The sequence below is a fragment of the Marinimicrobium koreense genome (genome assembly GCF_003762925.1).
GTDB classification, from domain to species: Bacteria; Pseudomonadota; Gammaproteobacteria; order Pseudomonadales; family Cellvibrionaceae; genus Marinimicrobium; species Marinimicrobium koreense.
Map to the genome: position 1 here is coordinate 147,067 of NZ_RJUK01000003.1, position 23,212 is coordinate 170,278.

A 23,212-nucleotide genomic window follows, 5' to 3' on the forward strand; every position below is an offset into this window, starting at 1 on the left:
AATTTTTCTATATAAAGAATCTTTGATATTTTTCAGGTAGCCAAGACCACCTATTCGAAATTTTTTCATTATGTTTTTTATAGCTTTCTAAAATTTTGTCGCAATCTTGTATATTGGATAACGACTCATCTAACAATTGATTTGCATATTCGTATAATTTTTCGTCTACACTATTATAGCTCTTTACAACTTTAAGATCTTTTTCATCAATTTCAGAAAGTGACTTCCGTACTTTCGATACATTCTGTTTTATATAGTACGGTTTTTTATTCCATTCTAAAATCTTCCACAAGGATATCATTGACTCATCAAATCTTTCCGTAACTCCGACCCACCGGAAAAATCTGTTAATGTTCTCTTTAGCATCATTTAGCAAATCAGTATCATCACCATACGGTAGTCTGTTCACATCACCAGTTATAAATCGTGCTTGCCCATTATTCATCCCAGTGACGATTCCGCTCTCAACAAAATCGGAAATCGACATGGCGTCCCCCTCAACTATTTCGTGATTAGGGTTATTCTTATTTTTTTTGATGTAATAGTACTGGGATATAACTCTATCTATGGGATTTCTCAAAAACGTTATGTATGAAAAATTGTTGTTCAAATAGGAATGTAGCCCAAAAGGCATATGTCCCTTAAGAAGCTTAATCCTTTCTTTTTCATATGTAGGCAAATCAATAAATTTTCTAATCTCTTCGTCGTTCTGTTTACTGCCAAAGACATTGTATATTTCAGAGCTATCGTACCTCTTGTTAATAATTGAGTGAAATGTACTTCCGCCAGTCTTTGGTATATGAATGAATATCAGGTTAGTCATTTAGTTTCTCCGGTATATCCTCAAGCTTCAATAAGCTTCATAATAATGGTTGCCATGCGTTCCCCAATAACATCAGCGGAAAAATTTTCTTCAACATTTAATCGTGCTTTATTCTGAAATTCTTCCCAAGGAAACTCTTCGGTCATTAATCTACATATAGATTCTGCTATATCACGGGACGATCTCTGCCTGAACAGAATCGCGTCATCCCCCTCGTTTACACACTCCGGGATTCCACCAGTTCGACTAACTACAGCAAGGCAACCAGTTGCCTGGGCCTCTTGTATTACTACACCCTGAGTCTCAACATGCCCTTCTTTAGACGAAATGCTAGGAAGAACTAAAACATGATTAGAGCTATATTTTTCTACTAATTTCTTGGAGGACAATCCGCTTATAAAGCTAGTTCTGCTGCTGACCCCCAACCTCATAGCGAGGCGCTTTAGCCTATCTATGTCGGGGCCAACCCCTATAAATGTCCACTTGATGTTCACACCACTGGACATCAATCTCTTTAACGCACCTATGGCGTACCCCTGCCCTTTATCCCTATGAAATCTTCCGACAGTAATCACATTCAGACCACCTTCCGGAGAGGGTTTTGGCATTGGGGAAAAAGGAAATTCTGATAGCGGTAGCCCCTGAGGAATAATGGTGATTATTTTTTTATCACATCCCAGTTGTTGAACCTGCTCAGACGAGAAACTCGTATTAACTAAAACCCGGCTAACATTTTTATACAGTATTTCTCGCTTCTTCTCGTTTAGCTGTTTAACTCCCATTGGCGGCAATCCATGGAAGGTTTGTATAATCGGAATATCTAGAATTTTTGATAGAATTAAAAACTTGTAAGTCAACCCCTCTGAGTGTGAATGTATAATGCTAGCGTCTTTGAAACTTTCAATTTTGGAAAAAAATTTAAGCGCATAGAAAATGTTCTTAATAAACGACTTGGTATCGCTTGAAATAGCCTTTGAGATTTCAACACTTTTCATGATTCTCCAGGGACGAATGAGACTTACAATCGCCGGAGTTATTAAATTTTTCCTCTCGAAGGGAAATCTAACTACTCGATCGGTAAGATTTAATGTATCAACTTTCTCACCGTATATATCATTACTATAGTTTTCTGAGTAAATAGTAACATCGAAGTTATTTTTTAGAAGTTGCTCCAAGTATGTATCAATCCACGGCTGATTAATTGCAGGGAACCTAGGAGCTACAACTATAACTTTCGCTTTTTTGTCCATACTCATTCCAAGGGGTTAATTTATTAACGGCTGACTTTAGCAAATACGACATCCCAAATTGTCTTTATGAAACTGTCGACCACGATCTTCGTTTCCTTTTTAAAGAACAAAGATAAGTAAATTAATAAAAAGAAAACAAAGATTAATATCACTTTTAATGACAGCAATATAGTCAAGCTATCTATGGATAATGAAAAACATTGATCAATAATAGAAAAAACGAAAGATACCGAAACAATTGAAAGAAAATACTTAATTTTTATATTATTATCGAAGAACTTTTTGGATTTGTTATATGAAAGCAAAAAGACAAAAATTGTAGCCATCAAAAGAGAATAAGAGGCGCCAATATACCCAAATATTGGGACTAGAATGAAGTATAGTACTGTTATAAAGAGAGCCGACAAATACTTAATATACGTTATGTAAATGTTCTTGTCTGAAACAAGAAAGCTAAAAGTGAAAAAGTTGGTCATATCCGTAAGCAAAGCTGCATAGACTAACGGCGGTATAGCCAGAATAGACTGATAGAACAAAGGACTAGACATTAGTTTAATTATAGGGCCCGATGTCACCGAGATTCCTAATGCTATTATCACCAGAAGAATCCCCATTCCATCAAATACTTTAGGGTAAACACTGATGCCTTTGTCTTCACTCTGATATATTTTAAATCTTTCAGTTTGCCACCACTGGGAGAATGGTTTCCAGAAGAGCATTGGTATTATTGCAGCAAATTTCCCAGCCAACTCAAAAAGACCCACTTGGTCAAGGTCTGAAAAGATCCTGATGAAAAACCTATTGGAAGACCCTATATATAAGCCAGCTAGTCCGGCTAACCATAATGGCCAGCTAAATATGATAAAACGACGTATCAGTGAATAATCAACAGATAGTCCAGTATGAGAAAGAATATAGAACGCAGAAATTATCGCAAAAACAAGTGACGAAATTACGCTTGAGTATACAACGCCCGCAACACCCATCTCCAGATTAACTACAAAAACTATATTCAACACCAACTGAAGAATTAGCTTGCTGATAGAGTTTACGATGAAAAGTATTGGACTTTCTCTAAGCCTGAAAAACGTTAGCCCATAGACCTCAACCGCACCAAATAACAATATAAATCCATAAATTGAAACATAATGATAGAATGAAGGTGTTCCAAAGAATAGATTCGATATTGTGTTGCTGAAGATAAATACAAGAGTGGTAGATAGAATACTTATAGAAAAGGTAATGACGAGTGCCGTTGAAACGACAGTATTCTGACCTTCGCTACTTTCCTGTTCATAGAAAAATCGCGGAACCGCCTGAGCGAACCTTGCTCCGATCAGCAGTTCAAAAAGACTCACCATAACAACCAAAAGACCAACAACACCATAATCTGCCGGCGTCAGATAGGAGGTATAGATTGGCAACATTATGAATCCGGCCAGTTGCCGGATAATGGTACCTGCGGAGTAAATGGCAATATGTTGCGCTGCGCGTTTTTTGCTGGACCTTTGAGGAATCATGAATGCAGCCCTGTTTCCAGAACTGACTGGAAAATATTGCGAAGTTTTCGATGAGTTTCATCTAACGAATATTTTTCCCGGACTCTTTCCTTCGCTGCCTGGCCCATTCTTTCTACGACTTCCACCTTCTGAATCATTTGTACTATGGCGTGAGCCGCTTCCATCACGTCCTCATCATGGTATATGATTCCTGTCACGTTGTTTTCCGTTGCGCCACTCACTGATGGATTATCAGGCACAATTACCGGCAGGCCCGCTAACATGTACTCCAGGATCGACAAGGAGTATCCCACCTCCCCTTTGGAGGGGTGAAACGCGCAAGTGGCCGTCTGAAGTAGTGCCGGAACTCCCTCAACGCGCCCCGGGAAGCTGACATTGTCTTCCAGCCCGAGGTTCTTTGCCATATCGCGGAAATCTTCCAGGTGGGGGCCATCTCCCATAAACACATAGTGCCAGCTGTCATTACCGATCAGGTCCTTGACTCTGGATAATGCGCGCAGTGCGAAATCCCCCCCTTTGTACCGATTGGCTCTTGCAGCGGTTACGATGACCTTCCGACCCTCTGGTATACCCAATGTACGGTGCAGACTGATGGGAGCTGGCAGACCTAGCCGTATCCCATTACTGGCTTCATAGCATTTTTCCTCCGGCATACAGGCAACCTCGAGGTAGCGCTTCCTTACATAGTCGGTTGCCCCGATGCAGGCATCGGCAGTAAGTCCGGGCATGCGGTTAAGTACCAACTTGAACCATCGCTTCAGGCCGGTGGGAGCGGTTCGCTGACCGGGGGTATGATCATGGACGAGGATCGCTTTGACCCCCGCCAACCGAAAGGCCAAGTAGATCCAATGCCTCGCAGGTTTATCCGAGAGGTAGATCAGCTTTACCCGGTTCCTCTTGAGAAACACCCACTGCCTCCGCAGAGTCGACAGCTTGAGTCTGGAGAAATCTTCGACCACCGGATCAATGGGGGCATCTCTGATAACATCCGGAATCCGGCTAATGCTGGGGTAAGCCAGAATGGATCTCATAGTTGAGTCATATTCCGATGCGATCATTGCCCAATAGCTTTCCATCAACCACCAGGCATAACCGACATCGGAATCCCAGTTGGCGACCATGAGCAGGCCGGGCTTTCTGCTCGCATCAACCTTCGTCATAGGGGACCAACCTCCGGCTCTTCACCTGACGCCGGTCAAACCGATCAAAATCGTAGCCCAACGACTCAATGTCTTCATGATATAGCTCAGCAACCCGTCGGATGGTGTCTGCCCCATAGATATCTCGGTAACTTCCGCGTTTAGAGGCATTAGTGTGAGCGAGTTCTGCTTGTGGGTTCACCCTTTCGGAAATCAGGCGGAAATCCGCTCCGATTGTTTCAAAGTACCCCACGTAATCCACAAGAACGTTCCCATTGGCATCTTTGATGAACCAGGACTGGGGCCAAAAATGCTTGTGGCTCTCCAAACGTTCCACCGTAAGCCACTCCATGACGAACTGCTCAAAACTCGTTATATGCCCCAGGTTCTCATCTGACCATTTCCTGTCGTTGTCGTCCCAGCCGCCATTTTTGAGGTAGCTGTACGCCGAATAGAGCCGGTCCCAGGGGTTCCGAACAAATGTGAATTTGAAGAAGCGATTGAAGTCGTTACGGCCAAATATCACCCGGTACTGAGAGGCCGTATAGTGATAGGGCAGCGCCCCAAAAAGGCTCAAGGCAACCGATGTGCCGGCCGATTTTGTGATATGTACGAAGATGGCCTTTCGTTCGGAAAAACCCTTTAGGGAAAAGTCCCCTTTTGGGTGGTGGTTGACCCGGGTCTTGAGGCGCTCAAATTCCTTTCTATGGCGCTGTTTGTATAGCCAATAACGGCTTTCATTTGAAAGCAGTCGGTTATATAGTGTTCTCAACAAAGGCATTGTAGTCGACTCCGTTCCTGAGACGGATATACTATCGCAGTTCCAATAACAAAACTACTTTGAACCAGGAAGATTAAGGCCGCATGTTCATATCGGAACCCCTTATTTTTGTAGAGCTTCATAAAACCGGTGGCTCTCACATAGGTCGCTGCCTAAGGACCATACTGGACGGCCATCAGCAAGGCAAACACAATATCGTCCCGGCCAACCTTCATCATCGCTTTATCCTCGGGTCAATCAGAAACCCATGGGACTGGTATGTATCCCTATGGGGTTTCGGCTGTGACGGAAATGGCAGCGTCTACCACCGGACCACTCGCCGGTTTGACGCTAACTATTACTGGCGCCAGATCAATAAGGAAATGGGGACTAATTGGCTCTCTCCAGGCCAGTATGGCCGTCAGCTTCTGGCGGACGTTAACAAGCCGGTTTCCCTGTGGCGCGCCAGCTACAAGGACAGCGCGGACCCCGAGGGCTTTAGAGCCTGGCTGAAGATGATACTCAACCCCGCCCGGCGTTTCGATATTGGCGAGGGGTTTGGCTTCAGCCCTCTGGCCCAAAGCAACGGATTATTGACCTATCGTTATTTCAAACTGTTTACCAACCTGAGCGACAAACTGTATCAAAATTCGACACTGTCGAACGGCGTTACATTATCCGACTTATGGGCTACGCATAATATTACGAACTTTATTATTCGCAATGAATCCCTGGAAGAGGATTTGATCGAGGCCCTTCGCTGCGCAAACGTACCACTTACCGAGGACGATATCGCGCTCATTGAACAGGGGAAAGTAAAAAAAACCAACACGTCTACACGGAGGGAAACGGGCTTTTATTACGACCAGGAAACGATCCAGCTTGTTCAGGACAGGGAATCGTTTATTATTGAGCAATATGGTTATGCACCGCCGCCGCTGTCAGGATCGGGCATACGCTAGCGGCAGGATCCAACAAGGAACTTATCATGCAAGGCACTCGAATTCGTGCTGTACTTCGGGAAAGTACCGGCAACCTCTGGCGGGAGCTGAAGATAGCGTTTACTCCCGTACCAAAACCAAAGAAATGGGTATTTATAGTCGGTTGTTACAACTCCGGAACAACGCTGCTCGCTGAGCTGATGGGGCGACACCCAGACATATCAGCAATGCCGACTGAAGGTCATTTTGTTACCGATCAGTTTGTTAAGGATTTCGACATCGGTTTGCCACGCATGTGGGTCGACAGGGAAGATCTTTTCCGCCTGACCGAATCAGACTCGGGCCCCGACGTGATTCGGATAAAAAAGGAGTGGGGTATGCGGTTGGACTTGTCTAAACCAGTTCTGCTCGAGAAGTCCCCTCCCAACAGTGCCCGCACTCGCTGGCTGCAAAAGCATTTTGAAAATGCCCATTTCATCGGCCTGGTCAGAAATGGCTACGCGGTGGCGGAGGGTATCAGCCGCAAGGGAAACCCCAAACATATCAAGGACGGATGGCCTATTGATCGATCAGCGCGCCAATGGGCCCGCGGCAATGAGGTGCTGGATCAGGACTCAGAGTACTTGAAGCACTTCACTTGGGTAAAGTATGAGGATCTGACCGGCAACCCGCAGAGTACGCTTGATCAGCTGGCAGAATTCTTGGGGTTGCAGCCGTTCCCGGCGTTACCTGAAGATGAAGCCTTCCGTATTCATGAACGAAAAGACTCGGTGAAAGACCTTAACGCTGTCAGCATCGAGAAGCTGACAGCCGAGCAAATTGATACGATCAACGAAATTGCAGGGGATTGTCTGGAGCGGTTTGGTTATGAGCGACTTGGCGGCCGTCAGACCTGATTGAGACGGCGATACAAGGATGCGGTCCTGCGGGCATTATGGCTTGCTTCATAGTCCAATCCCAGGACGGGATTTTCTCCCTCAGGACGTTGAAGCCAATTCATGACCGCCCGGGCATATCCATGTTCGTTGTGCTCCTGTACCAGAAAGTCTGGATGGCTCTGAAGAATTTCGGACAGTCCTCCGGTATCATGAGCAATCAACGGGGTTCCCAACGCCAGGGTCTCAAGCGCAGCCATGGGTGTTCCCTCATGATCAGAGCACATGATGACGGCATCCAGTGCGCAAATACAGGCGGGAATATCCGGGCGGTGCCCGTGGAAGTGCACCTGTTCTTTCACGTCGAGTGACTGCGCCATTGCCTCTAATGAAGAGCGGAGTCGGCCTTCACCTATGACATGGAACCTCAGGGAGAGATCGGGCCTTTGGGATCTGAGCAACGGTATCATTTTCAGGAACAGGTCAACCCGCTTGACAGGTTCAAGCCGACCCAAAATGCCAATGTGAAGGCTGTCCGGCTGGGTCTGGCGAAAGTCGGCAGTACCCACGGCTGACTTCCGCAACACATCGGAATCCACGCCATTGTGAATGATATGTATGTGGGAAGGCGGAAAGTGGGCCGCAAGCTGTTGGCCAAGATCCGCAGAGACGGCGATAATCGCCTGCTGGAGATACCGGCCCACCAGACGGTCTACGTCGCGCTGAATTCTCTGAAGGCCGCCGACGGAGAACTCAGGAGCGCCATGCGTCGTTCTTAGGCACTTGGCTCTAACACTGGTGAGGTTGGCAATTGACCCAAGGATATTTTCTTTCTGCCGGTGTGTGTGGACTATATCCGGCTGGAAGCGGTTCATGGCCTCGCGTAAAGCGCGGATGATCTGAAAGCTGCCGATACGACTTTCATCCAGCACAATGATGGATATATCCAATGCGCTCAGTTCATCAGCCAGACGACCAGAGTTCATGAGGACAATTTGCAGCTCACAGTAATGCCGAAGCTGGCTTAAGAGTGTGTAAGCCTGCACTTCAGCACCGGCCCATAGGTCGCCAGAAATGATGTGCATTACACGTAGTCGGGGATCAGGTTTGGCCACAAGGATTCCTTACTGAGCGCTTTCCAAGTGAGTGCATACTACCTTTAAACGATTATTACCGAAAGCCTGGAAGGGGTGGTTAATGTTAGAGTTACTGTTTTGGACAATGGTGCTGGGCTCCGTCTACAGCTACTTTCTGTACCCGCTGCTTTTGAAACTCTTTCCGAAGAATGACACCTCCGGGCTGCCAACGACAACACCAATGACTCCATTATCACTCTCGGTTATCGTCACCGCGTTTAATGAGAAAGACCGAATACGGGAGAAGATCGAAAATACCCTGGCACTCGATTTTCCCGCGGACCGGCTGGAGTTGATCGTGGCCTCTGACTGCTCTGACGATGGTACTGACGACATCGTCAGAGAGTACGCCGAACAGGGTGTAAAGCTGGTGCGCGCCCAGGATCGGTTGGGAAAGGAGAACGCACAGAAGACTGCGATTCAGGCGGCCCAGGGCGATATCCTGGTGTTTTCCGATGTTGCTACGCAGATTCCAAGCGATGCCCTTTTGGCGCTGGAGCGCTACTTTCAGGACCCTTCGATCGGCGCGGTATCCAGTGAGGATCGGTTTATCAGTACCGACGGCAAAGTGGCTGGTGAGGGGGCTTACGTCCGGTACGAGATGTGGCTTCGGCGTCAGGAGTCCCGGCTGGCGGGTCTGGTCGGTCTTAGCGGGTCTTTTTTTGCCGCCCGGCGTGAGGTCTGTGAGCAGTGGGATATCTATGCCCCCAGTGATTTCAATACCGCTCTGAATACCGCCCGACTCAAACTTCGGGCGGTGACTGCCCCCGATGTGCTTGGGTATTACAAGGACCTGAAAGACCCCCGAAAGGAGTATATGCGCAAGGTCCGCACCGTACTCCGGGGCATGGCAGGCCTGGCACGACACAGCGAGGTGTTGAACCCGTTCAAGTTCGGCCTGTTCGCCTTCCAGGTATTCTCCCACAAGCTGATGCGCTGGCTGGTTCCCTGGTTTCTGCTCGGGTTGTTGATCAGCAACGTTTTTCTGCTGGGTACGGATCCCATCTATTCGTTGACGTTGATCGGGCAGGTGGCATTCTACCTGGTCGCGGTCATCGGTCAGCTCTGGCCCACAACACGCGAGCAGTCGCTGGTGAAGATCATTTACTTCTTTATTCAGGTGAACCTGGCGATTCTGGATGCATCGATCAAATTCCTGCGCGGCAATCGGATGACCACATGGAAGCCCTCGGCTCGCTAGTCCGGGGGCACCTGCCCCCGGCCGGGGAGAACGTGCTGGTTGGCCCGGCGTCTTCCGCATCAGAAGCCACACAGTTTCCTGGCTATGTCGCTACCTGGGTGGACTCGGGTACATCGGCGCTGGCGCTGGGCTTATTGGACATTGCCCAAAGACAGCGTCGGGAGGGGCGGAATGAGGTCATCATTCCAGCCTACTGTTGCCCCGACCTTGTCGCCGCCATCCATTATGCCGGGTTATTTCCCGTCGTGGTTGACCTGGCCGCCGATGATTGTGGGTATGACCTCGGCAGCCTGACCAGCGCGTTGTCCGATACCACCTGTGCCGTTATTGCTGTCAATTTCCTCGGGTTATCCGACGATCTCGGAGCCCTCCGGTCGCGGCTCAGTCATTTTCCGGAGGTGGTATTGATCGAGGATAATGCGCAGTGGTTCCCTGATGCCAGCGATACATCTCGGCTGACGGGGGATTATGTGGTCTTTTCCTTCGGGCGCGGTAAACCCGTCAGCCTTCTCGGTGGAGGGGTATTACTGCATCGGAATCCACTGGAGGTATCGACTCCCGCCCCGCGTTCCTTCTCCGCCGCACAGCGGCTGACGCTTCGCCTCAAGTACGCCGCTTACAATCAGCTGTTAAAGCCTCTCTGTTATCAGGTGCTCAGTCGTAACCCGTTGATCAAATTGGGAGAGACCCGTTACAGCCCACTGGGGAACATCGAAGGGATGGACGATCTGCGCTACTCGCTGCTCGACCGTAACATTGTTCAGCACCGTGCTCGCGCCTGCGCGGCGGAACAGGCTTACGATCAGGCGCTTAAGGGCGTCAACGCACTGACCGGTTTATTCTCGGGCCGTCGGCGGCGCCTGCTGCGTTACCCTATATTGGTGCCCGATGCCGTCACACAACAAAGGATAATGGCGAGGCTCAAAGGGTATGGTGTGACGACGCTTTATCAGCGAACCATCGATGCTTTCGTGAATTCCGGGGATCTGCGCAAGGGGGGGCTTTGCCCGAACGCCACTGACTTCGCATCGCGTCTGTTGACCCTCCCGGTTCACTCCCGGGTCACGGCCCGACATCAGGCTCTCATTATCAGCGAGATTTTGAGAGAGCTTGGTCGGGCCGGGTAACGGCGACGATCCGGCTCTGCGCATGGCGTTGTAGTTCTTCGGCCTCCTCCTCACACGACTCTCTGCGGCATTCGGCCTGGAGGGTCACAATGGAGAATTCATTTCTCCCTCCCAGCGTCGCGGGGATCTGCAGAATTTTCGCCCAGGTGCGACTTGATGTCCGTTGACCTCCCACCTCGAACCACTGCAGCTGAACCACCCGTCGACGACCGCCCTTTTCTACATACACAGCCTGAGAAACGCCTGTGCTATCGATGTTGACCGACGTCTGGGTGACTTGCTGCCAAAGCTCGTGATCAAACAGGCGGGGAAGATAAGGGACCAACTTGTCCTCCAGGGAGTCGCGCCAATAATGATCGGTTCGAATGACGCCCGTATTTCCCAGGGCGTTAATCTCGGTCAAGGCGCCAGCGGGTGCTCGAACCATCATCGGCATACGGGGTTGGTTGGTAGGCGTGGCGTCACTGATCGGCGCAGGTCGATCAATCCGATTGAAATGCCCACCATAAACGATTATCAGCAGAGGTCCCATCACTGCCAACAAGGTCATTATCGCAAGCCGCGCCCCAGGTACGCTTCGCGCCGAGAGGGCTGGCCCGGCAGAAGACGACGAGGCGTGAGGCGCAAAATAGACGGCGGGCAGGATAAACGCGGCAAATAACAACCAGCCAAACAGTTCGTGGTCTTCCATCAGACTGCTTTGCATTTCGGTGTAATGGCCAATGACGATAAGCACGAATATTCTGACCCAGTTGGTCAGTAGCCCCAGAAAGCCGGCCACCAACAACATGGGAAGCATTCGCCATTCTTTATAACCGTTCAGGTAAGCAATCAGGTACCCGAGGGTCAGCGCGATGACGAAGTAGCGGATGCCGGAGCAGCCATCGGCAATCAGAATGTGGCCGTAGGGCAAGTAAATGCTGTTGCCTTGAATCAGGGCCGGTATGGCCATGAGCCTCACCGACTCGCCCACCACCAGGCTCGCGAGACTCAACAGCCCTTCGTTCAGGCTGCCCCACACAGGAATAGCAAAGATGGGAAACAATAACAGGAGCCGACGCTGCCATATTGCCGGCCATCCATAAAGGCTGGCCAGTGCGCTGGCAAGTATCGGGATCAATAACACCTGCTCAACAATCTGGATGTTGATCAGGGCCGCCAGGAACCACATCAGTGAACAGGCAGCCAGTGCTACCAGAGCAACCCTTCTTCCGGCACGCTTTTCGGCCCAGGTGGTTTGGGTGCAATCACGCCACAGCAGGTAAACAAAAATGAGCATCACGGGCAGTCCATGCGCCATTTCACTGTCCCAGCGTATCCATCGCTCCCAGAGGTCTGCGAAGGTACGGCTATAAAGGCCAAACCATCCCAGGGTCAACAATAGGGGCAAGGTTTTCATCATGTCCCTATCCGCGTCTCACCGTCTCCAGATTTTTCTGTATTTCCGTGGCGTTTGGTGCCAGCTCAAGTGCTCGCTCTAGCTGCTTCAGGGCTTCATTGCGCTCACCGCTCAGGTACAACAGCCAACCGTAGGTGTCCAGAATGGCCGGTGCATTCGGTTGCAGGCGCACCGCCCGCGCCGCCAGTTCTCGCGCACGGGTCAGATCCCTGTCCTTCAGCAACCAGGCCAGGTTATTGAGCGCGACCGGATCGTTCGGCTCGTTGGCCAGCAGGGTCTCGTAGGTTGTAATCGCGGCGGTTTCGTCCCCCTGGCGTTGGTACTGATCCGCCATATACAACATCCGTCCCCGGTTTTGCGGATCCGCCTGCTCCCAGGCTTCCAGAATACCGGGTACCGCCTCCGGCTCCTCTTGGCGGGCCAGGGCCAATAACGGCACCGCAATGACGCTACTCGGTTGCTCATCCCAGGCCTGGCTCAATTCTCGGTAAGCGGCGGCCGGCCCTTCCATCACTTGCATCGCCCGGGCATTCAATACCACCACTTCAGGATCATCCGGGTGACGCGCCTTGAGGTCGTCAAGCAGAATGCGGGCCTGCTCGTGGCGTCCCTGAGCGACGTCTAACTGAACCAGGTCCATATTCAGAGCTTTGTTGGTCGGAGTTCGCTCCAGCGCTTCCATCAACAGCGATCGGGCTTCCGAGTATTGCTCATTTCCCGCAAGTGCTCTGGCACCATCGCGGAACACCTGGGCTTTAATCTCGAGGATTTCGTCACCGCTTTCCGGAGGCAGGCTCCGAATCAACTCCACTGCCCGCTGGTACTCCCCGGCATCCCGGTACAGTAAGGCCCTGATGGCATGAGCGGTCGATTTCAACTCTGGCGAATGATTTGCCAGCCCCTGTAGCCAGTCGTGTGGCGGCCCCAACTGTGGACGGCTCGCAATAATGTCCAACCCGGCTCTGAGCACCTGCAGGTTCCCAGGCTCCAGCTTAGCCAAACGCTCGACCGTCTCCAGTGCTGCAGCCTCATTACCCGTTTCCCGGTACATTTGAGCCAGCACGGCGTGACCTCGTGTATAGGTCGGCTCTGAACGCAGCAACGTTCTAAGCTGCTCAACGCCCTGTTGCGGTGTGTTATTGCGGAACTGATACTGGGCATCAAACAAGGCGGTTTCTTTGGCTTTGGGATCAGCTTGTTTCAACTGCTCCAGCGCCTGGGCAATTTCCGCCATATCGCCGCGAGCAAACAACAGATCCATATAGACATTGGTCACCGGCCAATCGGCGGGCTGGTAACTGAACGCGGCTCGCAGTTGCGCCATTGCCTGCTCGGGTTCGTTCTTTTGCAGGTGATAACGAGCCAGAGCCAACCTTACACCACCTCGATGAGGGTCCCGGGCCAGCGCCTTTTGCAGGCTGAGATAACCTTTCTCTTCAGCCTCCGGCTGATTGAGTGCCAACATGCCATAGATCGACAACAGTATCGGGTCATCGGGGCGGACCTCCAGGGACCGCTCCAATGTCGCCAGGGCCTGCCCCAGATTGCCTACTTCGGCCTGGGCCATGACCGTAGCCCGAATCACGTCGGTATCGGCAGTCTCCACATCCACGCTGCGCGACAACAGGGCTTCGGCTTCCGAAAGGTTGCCCTGACTGAGGTTGACCATCCCGAGCAACAAGGTCGCTGACTGGCTGTCCGGATTGTCGCTCAGCAATCTGGTCAGCAATGTCTCGGCCTGTTCATAGTCGCCGGACTCGGCGGCGAGCGTGGCTTCCCGAAGTCGCTGCTGAGCTTCTATGGTTTCGGGGGACTCTTCGGCCAGAATTTTGTTATAAATGAGCGCTTCGGACGTCCGCCCCTGCGCCGTCAACGTCTCTGACAGAGTCCTGAGGATCATGGCCCGCTCGGGCAACATCAGATCCGTTTGGGGCGTGTGGGCCAACGCCTGGGTCAGATGGCGCTCTGCCCGGTCCCGGTCGTCCTCCCCCAGAGCCAAAAGGGCGCTCAGGTAATAAACCTCCGCCTCCTCGGGGTGCGCATTTCGCAGATCGGTCAGGTGTTCGGCCGCGGCTTCAGAGCGCCCCTGCTGAAGTAAGGTTTGAGCCAGTCTCAGCGCGAGATCCAGGTTATCCGGGTAAGTCTGCAACAGCTCGCGATAGCTCGCTTCACTGTCTTCCAGTCGCCCTCTCATGCGCTGCGCATCCGCCCGATACATGGCGTGTCGCCAGGCTTCTTCTTCCTCTCCAGGGGTGAACTGTGCCAGGGCCTCTTCCGCCGAGAGGAATTTACCTTGCTGGAGATAGGCATCCGCCAACGCCAATGCCACTACCTGAGGCGCCTGCGGGAGATACCCTTCCAGCAGATCGGACGAGCGCTTGGCAGCACCCAAGGTGGTATAGATTTCAGCCATCGCTACCGCGTAACGGGGGTCATCTGGCGCGCTATTGATTGCGTTGGTCACCTCAATGAGCGCCGCACGGTACTGCCCCTGGTCGCGGTAAATCTCGGCCCGTTTCAGATAGTCTTCAGCTTGCTGGCCATCGCCCTCGCGGCTACAGCCGATCAGGGAAAAGAGGATAATCAGTAAGATCAGGGAAAGGCGGGGTAGCAGGATGTGCATGGCGGTCCCTTCGGCAAAGTAACCTTGTTAGGATAGGTCTTTGTCGAAGTATACGCCGCCACCGGAGCGGATTAAACATGCCGGATATTTTGACACCCACAGGCCTCTGTCTGAGACCTGTGGGTTTCAACGCTCACTGAGCCGGTAGGATATTCACGAACTCACTGTACAGGCCATTCGTATCGTACGCCGCGATTTCGAATTCGTAGGTTCCACTCAGGTCGTGGATTTCAGCAAATTGAACAGACCACTCATCGATAATCTGTGAGATGAACTGTTCCTGGTTGACTTCACGGTACCGGACTTCATAGCCACCCAGTTCACTATTGTAAATTGGATCGCCATTCTCGCGAACTTTAGGCTCTTCCCATTCGAGCAAGACAGAACCATTAACCTCAACCAGCTCATCTTCGATGACGTCATCATTACCGCTATCGGCACTATCGTCATCACTACCGGAGCCGTTGTCAGGGTTATCATTGGTTCCGTCGTCAGAATCATCACTACCATTATCGGACCCGTTATCGTCCCCACCATCTGACCCGCCGTCAGTCGGGTCTTCGGGCTCCGGATCAGTGGGTTCCTCCGGTTCAGACTGCTCCGATGATGCGCTGGAGGACGACTGGCTACTGTCCGTTGAGCTGGAGGATGAGGAGCTGCTGTCCGGCTGCGGACTCTGGTTGTCCAGGCGCGAACTGTCTGTGCCGGCACCGCCGCCACAGGCCACCAATACAACCGTTGACGCCAAACACAGAGAAGCCGCCAGACGACGGGCCGCCAGCAGGGTGATGGAATCGGTGAGCGCGGTGTGAAGATTCATGGGTTGTTTCCCGGCCATTGGGCCTTTCAAAGTGGTGTACATCTCCTTCTCGTCGAAATTCCTTACGCACTTTGTACCATCCGGGGCCGGTAATTTCATGACTAAACAGGGATTTTTTTATAATTCGGGAAACAACCCGCAACCTCAATGCGGAACACACCCCAAAAAATTTGGCGCATGCTATAACTTAATGGCATATAAGTCTTTATGATTCTATCCAGCCATTGAGATGCAGCCATATGGTTATAAAGGGGTTTCAGAAGACATACCCAATCCGCATTCCTCCCACCGTTTCATTATATCGCCTACTCAGGTCATCAGAATCGCGGTCAATATAAAGAACGGTTGCCGACCATTCCAGGTCATTCTGAAAACGGCGCTGGTACGTCAAGCGGGTTTGTTGGTCCGTAAAGTCTTCCCGTGCCACATCGGACTCGAACGACTGATCGCGGAGCGACCAGGTCAAGCTGGCAGACGATCGGCGACTGAGTTCATACCGCATGTTGATGCGCGCGCCCGAGGCGCTGCCGTCTTCATCGACCTGGCGATAATCATCGGACCGGGTATACAGCGCCACACTGGTATCGCAGCGTTGGCAAAACGCTTCGGTGGACCACTCAAGCTCAATTTCAGTGCGCTCTATCTGATCAATTTCACCCGTAGTGGCATCCCCGGGCAGAAACTCACTGAGATCCCCCCGGTTGCCGCTGCCGCTGGAGCTGTCCGTGATAAACCTTTGTGCATTCAGCTGCCAACTATGGAGGCCGCTTGTGTACAACCCCTCAACCAGAAAACTTGGACTGGACAGACGATCTCCAACCTCTGGCGTCGTTTCGTTATAGCCCAACTGTAGTCGATACTGCAGTCGGCGAAGGCTGACTTCGTAGCCAATATCGTAGACATCAAAGCGATAATCCAGCGTCGGTAAGGCGTCGAACGCAACATCCATCGTCTGGGCAGTCACGTCGATCTGGTCGGTTTCTGACAACCGTCGCGACCAGAACACGCTGCCGCCGGTGCGCTCGGACTCCAAGTCGGGAGAGAAGCGATATTCAATGGTTGAGTAGTGCCCGCGGAGGGCCAACAGGTCCACATCACTGGCACGCCAGCGGAGTCCCGGTGCAGCGGTGAGAATTTCCCGTTCGTCGTTGTTGGCCAGGAGGTCAACGGCGTCGGGAGCGTTAAGCACACGCCGACGACTGTGGGTCACCAGAAGGTCGACTGGATGGCGCGGTTGGCCAAGCTGAAGCTGACTCGACCCTTCCACCACGCTGCGGTCCTCTTGCGAACCTTTGTCATAACGGGTTTCTGTGGCCTGATAGTTTGCTTCCGCCGCAAGAAGTTGATTGGTATAGTCCAGATTCAAGCGAAGCTCGGCCGAATCCCGGCGCTCGGATAGCGTATCCGTCTGTGACTTCGCCGCGTTATCCGAGTATTCGCTTCCAATGCCGACGGCGAGTTCCCAATCCGCCTGAGCCAGGGTGGCAGAGGACGCACAGGACAGACCGGTCGTCACTATTGTCCAGAGCGCTATGTCCGTAGGTCGATAAGACTTACGATGTACGTCAATTGCCATGATACTCACTCCTTGCCCGCCGACGATCCTCTCCATACGCAGAGGTCAGTGATTGAATATCAGCCCTGAAAACTTTTCTTTACCCACGGCATCAATACCGGCAAGAATATCGGACTGGGTTGTTTTTCCGAAAGGCACCACCAGCAGCGCATGATCACTGTACTGGGATAATATTCGCGCTTCCGTCGAAGACTGAACGGACGGCGCATCCAGCACGATAAACCGGTCAGGGTAGCGTGTTTTGATTTCCGAGATCAGCACTTCCATGCGCTTGGAGTTGAAAAATTCTGCGGCAGACTCACTCCCCGCTCCGGACGGAATAACCCGCAAACGCTCTACGCCCGACGGGTAGATTATGTGTTTGAGAGGCACCGTGTAATCATGCAGATACTGTGTCAGGCCTGCCTCAATTGGTGTAACGGTAAACTGCTCGGCCGATGAGTGATACGGGTTGCAATCAACATACAGTGCCGTTTTATGGCGATCCAGCGCAAAGGTTGCCGCCAGGTTGAAAGCCACAAAGCTGCCACCACCGCCCTCCGTAATAGATGACACCATCACCACAACATTGTCGGTTTTACTTTTCTGAAGTATACGAATCCGGACTTCGCGAAACGCATTCAGCAGCTCCCGCTGACGCATGCCAGTGAAAATCACCTTTTTTTCGTAGAGCTCATCCTGCGTCCAGACCACCGGCGTGGACATGCTCTTGATCTGTTCGCGTTTGCGATGCTCTGAAACCGCACTTTTGATCAGCGGATCCTGTGGGTGATCGTCTTTCACGGTTTCGATCCTCTCTATAAACGAACGCAGGCTAAGCTCCGGCCGGCCTGGCTTTCGATCAGCGGTTTCTCTGCTATCGTCACTCATCGTTCACCCCGTCAGTTCTTGACGTCGTACCAGGTTACACCCAGCGCCGCGTATGCAATCATTGCCAGCAGCGCGATGCCAAGCAGTAGAATCATATCTTTCTTTACCAGACGCTCAGCGAGTGGCGTGTTGTAATGAGGGATTACCCCGATCACTTCAATTCCCTGTGGGAGTTGCTGTTGAAGCGATCGCGCCGAGCGAATATGTGGATCAAGAAACACGTATACAAATAGAAGCCCAAACGGTGCCAGAAATCCCAGGAAGGGCCCTACGATGGCGAAATGCACATAGCGAAGGCCAGACGGGTCCAACGGGAAGGTCGCCGGGTCCTGAATTCGGTAACTGACGCCTTGCCCCTCAATATCCAGTGTCATGGACAGCCGCGCAGATTCCTTCCTCTGCAGCATTTCATTGTATATATCCCGCAACACATCCAGATCCCGGGTCAGCTCAGACAGTTCCGCCTGGTTGGCCGCGACCCGTTCGGCCCGTTCCAACTCCCGCTGGAGCATCCCCTCCAGGGATTCCATCCGCCGCTTCTGCGCCGACAGGTCTACTTCAACCACTGACTGCTGTTTGCGGAGTTCTTCATACAGAGGATTTTCAACCGTCTCCCCCCGGCTGAATGAATCGCCGGCGAATTCAAGCTGCGCGATTTCTTCATCCAGATCCTGAATCTGCTGTCGGACAGAAACCACATCGGGGTAGCTATCCTGATAACTGAGACGTAATTGATCGAGTTGTCGACTCAATTCTCGTCGACGGTCCCGCAAGAGATCAATCTGACCTTTCGCCTGCTGATACTGACTTTCTTCGTTAAGTTGTTGCTTTATGGACGTTAGCCGGGATTCAGAATCCTGGATTTCAAGTTTCAGGGATTCAATATCGTTGCGCAGCTGATTGATTCGGGAGGTGACCTGAGCCTCTGTCCCGTCCGTATTTTGGGCCCGGAACTCCTTGAGTTTGAGCTCTGCCTCTTCCAACTGACGGCGATAGGAATCTGCCTGACTGTCAATGAAGTTGAAAGCCCCCAAGCTCTCCTCCCGTTTACGGCGGGCCGTGTCCTGGATAAAAACGTTAACCACGCTGTTGAGCACCGTGAATGCTCTATCCGGATCTGTCGCGCTGTAGCTGACCCGGAACTGGTTGCTGCCTTGCGTCTCAACCCGAACACCGCTTCTCAGGTGCCGAACGGCTCGTGCCATCTGGTCAACACTGTAATCTTCATCCACCAATCCCGCTGCTTCGGCAGCATCTTCCATGACGCGACGGGAATAGAGCACTTCCTGAGCCTGCTTGGCCCGATCGACCGAAGTGACCGACGCTCGGCCTTTCAATAATGGTTCAATGATGTTGGTTTCATCGGCGAAGAGAAGTGCGCTGGTCGCGTAGGTATTGGGCCAGAAATAGCCCACCAGGAGCGGACCAAATGATACCGCAATAAAGATAAGGACAACCCAGACCCTGAAGCGAATGGCTTCAAACTTCAGGGACTTGAGAAGGTCAGCAATAAACGTTTTATCCATAAGTCAGCTCGACGTTAGAACGCCCGTTCTGGGACCGTCACGATATCCGACGGCTGCAATGAGTAATTGGTCTGTACCTGACCTTTCTCGATCAGATCATTCAGGTAAATGGGGTAAACCTTTACTTCCCCTTCGACCCGCCGGTACAACTTGGCTTTGTTGGCGGAGGCGAATTCGTTGGGGCCGCCCGCCATCAAAACCAGATCCAGCACCGTCATGCCCTCTCTATAAGGCACTGACTGGGGACTTTGCACCGCACCGGTTATCCTGACCCGGCGCTGGAAATCGGAACTACTGGGGTTGGTCACGATGACGGTCACCTGGGGGTTACGGACGTAATCGGTGAGCGCTTCCGTCAGGGCGGCCGATAACTCAGCCGTGGTTTGCCCAGCAGCCTTTATATCACCAACCAAAGGTAGGGAAATCATTCCATCCGGCCGGACCGGGACTTCGCTGGATAACTCAGCATTCCGCCAGACATTGATTCGGAGCGAGTCCCCCACCCCAATTCGGTACTCATCCAGCACATCCGTTGTCTGCGGAGGCGGCGCTACCGGTTTATTGGAGCAGGCAGAAAGCAGTACTGCCAGTGCGAGCAGCAGTCCGTAAGCGGCTTTGGACCATACATTTATCATTGTCACGCCTCATCTCCTCTCGGGACGTTCGGCCGGCAGGATGCTAGTGCACCCCTTTTCCCAGCAGAACAATTTCAACAGTCTGTATCAGGATCAACATGTCCATCAGGAAGCTGTGGTTTTTGGTGTAGTACAGATCGTACTGCAACTTGTTGCGCGCGTCTTCTACCGATGCGCCGTAAGGGTATTTTAGCTGTGCCCAGCCCATCAGCCCTGGTTTTACCTTATGGCGCATCCCGTAAAACGGAATTTGTTCCGATAGGTCCTCAACAAACTCAGGCCGTTCAGGGCGAGGGCCTACGAAGCTCATATCACCCTTCAGCACATTGTATAACTGGGGCAACTCATCCAGCCGTGTATTCCGGATAAAAGCCCCGACCCGGGTCACGCGGCTGTCATTTTTCTGGGCCCAGACCGCTTTGCCCCCTTTTTCCGCGTCCTGGCGCATACTGCGAAATTTATAGATGCGAAAGGTTTTGCCATTTAAACCAACCCTCTCCTGGAAGTAGAGCACCGGCCGGCCACTTTCCAGCATCACGGCCAGGGCCGTCAGCAACATGAAAGGCCAGAGGAGCAACACAAAGAGCCCGGCAAGACCGATATCAAACAGGCGCTTGGCGGCGGAGCGGCGCTTGGAGTACTTGAAGCCATCCGAAAACAGCATCCAGCCCGGCTTCAGCAGCCGGATATCGATTTTACACAGCTCCCGCTCACAGAACCCCAGGGCGTCACTGGTGGGCACGCCGGCCAACTTGCAGTCGATCAACTCATTCAGAGGAAAGCCGCCTCCCTCACGTTGGCGTCGCTCGTCAGGAGAAACCACGATTTCCGATATATGGTGGGTTTTGACAAAACGGACCCAATCCTTCGGGACGGGCATAACCAGAGCCGGGTCTACCGCTGGCGCTTCGGTTTCCCCGGGAATGCAGCCGACGACCTCTACCCCGATCACGTCCCGTTCCGGAGCCAGGTTGTCCAGCAGCTGCTGGGCGCGGGTGCCCGCACCGTAGATAACGACCCGGCGCTTGAGCTCATTGGTATCCACCAGCTTGAGGAAAATCGCTCGGGCCAACAACACCAGAGCCGTGGAAAAAATAACCCCCCAGAAAATCACACCCTGGGGCAAGAACCCCTCAGGCCCCAGAGCGGCCAGAACGAACAGGGTCAGGCTGGCGAGCAGAAAGAAACTGACCAGGGTGCGCAATACCATGCTGGAATACCCTTCCCGTACCAGCGCAGGATAGACCCCCATGGACAAGGTGCAGCAACTCAATACCACCGCAAACAGTACTTTCGGAGCCCATGAATCGGCCCACAGCAGTACCAGCGTGTTCAATTGCGTGTACCACCATTCAGCGCCCCACGCCGCCACGATGAGCAACCCGAACTCGATAGCGCCCAGAAACAGATAGGGTAAATGAATGTAGTGTTTATTCAGCCGAATGTAAGACAAGACCCGCGTCCTTTTTAGGGTGTGTTTTGCGTCAGAAGCACTTCATTATAGCGGGTTTCCGCGGCCTTTCTCGACCGCTCGGGAACGCTTTTTGACCGCAAAAGTGACAAGATTTCCGACAGTCAAAAAGGCGGTTTCGCTATTTCGCTTTGTGCCCTGAAAATATGCTAAGTTAAAGCGTCAAAAGCGTGGCTGACACGCGCAGGATATACCCGTTTGCTCAAGGAAAATGCCTTATGTTCGCTACCGAACCCACCCTCTGCGTTATCGGTCTGGGCTATGTTGGTTTGCCACTGGCGGCCGAATTTGGAAAACAGATTCAGACCCGGGGATTTGATATTAATCCGAAACGGGTTGCCGAGCTGCAGGCGGGGCGGGACCACACCCGTGAGGTCTCCCCCGAAGAACTTCGAGCCGCCGAGCGACTGAGCTTTACGTCCCAGGAAAACGACATCAAAGCGTGCGACGTGTATATCGTGACCGTCCCGACGCCCATCAACGACAGTAAACAGCCCGACCTCACTCCTCTCGAGCGGGCCTCCGAGCTGTTGGGCCGCGTCATCGGAAAAAACAGCCTGGTCATCTTTGAGTCCACGGTTTATCCCGGCTGTACCGAGGAGGTATGCGTCCCCATCATTGAGCGGGGCTCCGGGCTGACCTTCAATCGCGATTTTTTTGCCGGTTACAGCCCGGAACGAATCAACCCTGGCGATAAAGAGCACCGGGTACACAACATTATCAAAGTGACTTCCGGGTCTACGCCGGAAGCGGCGGACTATGTCGACGCGCTGTACCGCCGGGTGGTCACCGTGGGCACCCACAAAGCCAGCAGCATCAAGGTGGCTGAAGCCGCCAAAGTCATCGAGAACACCCAGCGAGATATCAATATCGCCCTGGTGAACGAGCTCTCACTGATATTCAGTCGGCTGGGCATCGATACCCTGGAGGTATTGGAAGCGGCGGGCACCAAGTGGAACTTCTTGCCCTTCCGGCCGGGCCTGGTGGGTGGCCACTGTATCAGTGTGGACCCCTACTACCTCACCCACAAGGCCCAGCAGGTCGGGTACAATCCAGAGGTGATTTTGGCCGGCCGGCGCATCAACGATGGGATGGGCCACTTTATCGCCGCCTCGGTGGTCAAGATGATGACCCAGCGGAAGCTGCACCTGGTGGACGCCAACGTGCTGATCATGGGGCTGGCCTTCAAGGAGAACTGCCCGGATCTTCGCAACACCCGGGTGGTGGATATCATTGAAGAGTTCCAGGAATACCACTCCAACGTTGACATCTACGACCCTTGGGCGGATCCCGAGGAGGCGGAGCTGGAATATGGCCTCAAACTGGTTTCCGAGCCCCATCAGGGGCACTACGACGCCATCGTATTATGCGTCGGGCACCGGGAGTTCCGCGCCATGGGCCCCGACGCCATTCGGAAACTGGGGAAAGCACAGCATGTGCTTTATGATGTGAAGCATATTCTGCCCAAAGAGCAGGTGGACGGACGCCTGTAGCGCCGGCAAAAACAACGGGATTACGTT

General features: G+C 52.3%; 19 protein-coding genes. 5 read left to right on the top strand and 14 right to left on the bottom strand.

The annotated features are described in order from the left end of the window. Window positions 1-7: 7 nt before the first annotated feature. The 5 genes from EDC38_RS15170 to EDC38_RS15190 are packed head-to-tail and all read right to left on the bottom strand — an operon-like array spanning window position 8 to window position 5,513. Window positions 8-823, bottom strand: a complete 816-nt coding sequence (locus tag EDC38_RS15170) for a sulfotransferase family 2 domain-containing protein (RefSeq protein WP_123639387.1) — start codon at window positions 821-823, stop codon at window positions 8-10. A 20-nt stretch (window positions 824-843) separates the two neighbouring features. Further along, a complete protein-coding gene (locus EDC38_RS15175; protein ID WP_170162963.1) occupies window positions 844-2,073 on the bottom strand; it encodes a glycosyltransferase family 4 protein in 1,230 nt (409 codons plus the stop codon). A gap of 23 nt (window positions 2,074-2,096) precedes the next feature. Next, window positions 2,097-3,593 (bottom strand): lipopolysaccharide biosynthesis protein, encoded by a 1,497-nt coding sequence (locus tag EDC38_RS15180; protein WP_123639389.1) that lies wholly within the window; start codon window positions 3,591-3,593, stop codon window positions 2,097-2,099. After that, complete coding sequence (locus EDC38_RS15185) at window positions 3,590-4,753, bottom strand: glycosyltransferase family 4 protein (protein WP_123639390.1); 1,164 nt, start codon at window positions 4,751-4,753, stop codon at window positions 3,590-3,592. Before EDC38_RS15185 ends, EDC38_RS15180 begins: the two co-directional genes overlap by 4 nt. Then, window positions 4,740-5,513, bottom strand: coding sequence for a sulfotransferase family 2 domain-containing protein (locus EDC38_RS15190; protein WP_123639391.1), 774 nt, complete (start codon window positions 5,511-5,513; stop codon window positions 4,740-4,742). Before EDC38_RS15190 ends, EDC38_RS15185 begins: the two co-directional genes overlap by 14 nt. A gap of 83 nt (window positions 5,514-5,596) precedes the next feature. On the opposite strand from EDC38_RS15190, the gene EDC38_RS15195 reads away from it, so the two are divergent. Together EDC38_RS15195 and EDC38_RS15200 are read left to right on the top strand one after the other, a co-directional pair. Then, window positions 5,597-6,454, top strand: a complete 858-nt coding sequence (locus EDC38_RS15195) for a hypothetical protein (RefSeq protein WP_123639392.1) — start codon at window positions 5,597-5,599, stop codon at window positions 6,452-6,454. 26 nt (window positions 6,455-6,480) lie between these two features. Then, on the top strand, window positions 6,481-7,329 hold the full coding sequence (locus EDC38_RS15200) for a sulfotransferase family protein (protein ID WP_123639393.1): 849 nt from the start codon (window positions 6,481-6,483) through the stop codon (window positions 7,327-7,329). Here EDC38_RS15200 and EDC38_RS15205 read toward each other — a convergent pair. Then, window positions 7,320-8,423 carry a glycosyltransferase gene (locus EDC38_RS15205; protein WP_123639394.1) on the bottom strand — a complete coding sequence of 368 codons (1,104 nt, stop codon included), beginning with the start codon at window positions 8,421-8,423 and terminating at the stop codon, window positions 7,320-7,322. The genes EDC38_RS15200 and EDC38_RS15205 overlap by 10 nt on opposite strands. A gap of 202 nt (window positions 8,424-8,625) precedes the next feature. On the opposite strand from EDC38_RS15205, the gene EDC38_RS15210 reads away from it, so the two are divergent. Together EDC38_RS15210 and EDC38_RS15215 are read left to right on the top strand one after the other, a co-directional pair. Next, window positions 8,626-9,645 carry a glycosyltransferase family 2 protein gene (locus EDC38_RS15210; RefSeq protein ID WP_246004466.1) on the top strand — a complete coding sequence of 340 codons (1,020 nt, stop codon included), beginning with the start codon at window positions 8,626-8,628 and terminating at the stop codon, window positions 9,643-9,645. Continuing rightward, window positions 9,624-10,772: a DegT/DnrJ/EryC1/StrS family aminotransferase gene (locus EDC38_RS15215; protein ID WP_123639396.1), complete on the top strand. Its 1,149-nt coding sequence runs from the start codon at window positions 9,624-9,626 to the stop codon at window positions 10,770-10,772. The genes EDC38_RS15210 and EDC38_RS15215 overlap by 22 nt, the downstream gene beginning before the upstream one ends. Here the strand turns inward: EDC38_RS15215 and xrt are convergent. From xrt to EDC38_RS15255, 8 genes are all read right to left on the bottom strand, one after another. Next, entirely contained in the window at window positions 10,735-12,174 is a 1,440-nt protein-coding gene (xrt, locus tag EDC38_RS15220; RefSeq protein WP_123639397.1) for an exosortase, read from the bottom strand. The genes EDC38_RS15215 and xrt overlap by 38 nt on opposite strands. 4 nt (window positions 12,175-12,178) lie before the next feature. Next, window positions 12,179-14,794 carry a tetratricopeptide repeat protein gene (locus EDC38_RS15225; RefSeq protein ID WP_123639398.1) on the bottom strand — a complete coding sequence of 872 codons (2,616 nt, stop codon included), beginning with the start codon at window positions 14,792-14,794 and terminating at the stop codon, window positions 12,179-12,181. 133 nt (window positions 14,795-14,927) lie between these two features. Further along, window positions 14,928-15,614 (bottom strand): fibronectin type III domain-containing protein, encoded by a 687-nt coding sequence (locus EDC38_RS15230; RefSeq protein WP_123639399.1) that lies wholly within the window; start codon window positions 15,612-15,614, stop codon window positions 14,928-14,930. Between the two features lie 256 nt (window positions 15,615-15,870). Next, window positions 15,871-17,190 (bottom strand): porin family protein, encoded by a 1,320-nt coding sequence (locus tag EDC38_RS15235; protein WP_123639400.1) that lies wholly within the window; start codon window positions 17,188-17,190, stop codon window positions 15,871-15,873. 45 nt (window positions 17,191-17,235) lie between these two features. Beyond that, entirely contained in the window at window positions 17,236-18,060 is an 825-nt protein-coding gene (locus EDC38_RS15240; protein WP_123639401.1) for a tyrosine-protein kinase family protein, read from the bottom strand. Between the two features lie 11 nt (window positions 18,061-18,071). Then, window positions 18,072-19,586: an XrtA system polysaccharide chain length determinant gene (locus EDC38_RS15245; protein WP_123639402.1), complete on the bottom strand. Its 1,515-nt coding sequence runs from the start codon at window positions 19,584-19,586 to the stop codon at window positions 18,072-18,074. Between the two features lie 14 nt (window positions 19,587-19,600). Next, on the bottom strand, window positions 19,601-20,221 hold the full coding sequence (locus EDC38_RS15250; RefSeq protein WP_123639492.1) for an XrtA/PEP-CTERM system exopolysaccharide export protein: 621 nt from the start codon (window positions 20,219-20,221) through the stop codon (window positions 19,601-19,603). A gap of 43 nt (window positions 20,222-20,264) precedes the next feature. Continuing rightward, window positions 20,265-21,674 carry a TIGR03013 family XrtA/PEP-CTERM system glycosyltransferase gene (locus EDC38_RS15255; RefSeq protein ID WP_170162964.1) on the bottom strand — a complete coding sequence of 470 codons (1,410 nt, stop codon included), beginning with the start codon at window positions 21,672-21,674 and terminating at the stop codon, window positions 20,265-20,267. Between the two features lie 236 nt (window positions 21,675-21,910). Here EDC38_RS15255 and tviB point away from each other — a divergent pair, with 236 nt between their 5' ends. Further along, window positions 21,911-23,185, top strand: a complete 1,275-nt coding sequence (tviB, locus tag EDC38_RS15260; protein ID WP_123639403.1) for a Vi polysaccharide biosynthesis UDP-N-acetylglucosamine C-6 dehydrogenase TviB — start codon at window positions 21,911-21,913, stop codon at window positions 23,183-23,185. The last annotated feature ends 27 nt before the right edge of the window (window positions 23,186-23,212 follow it).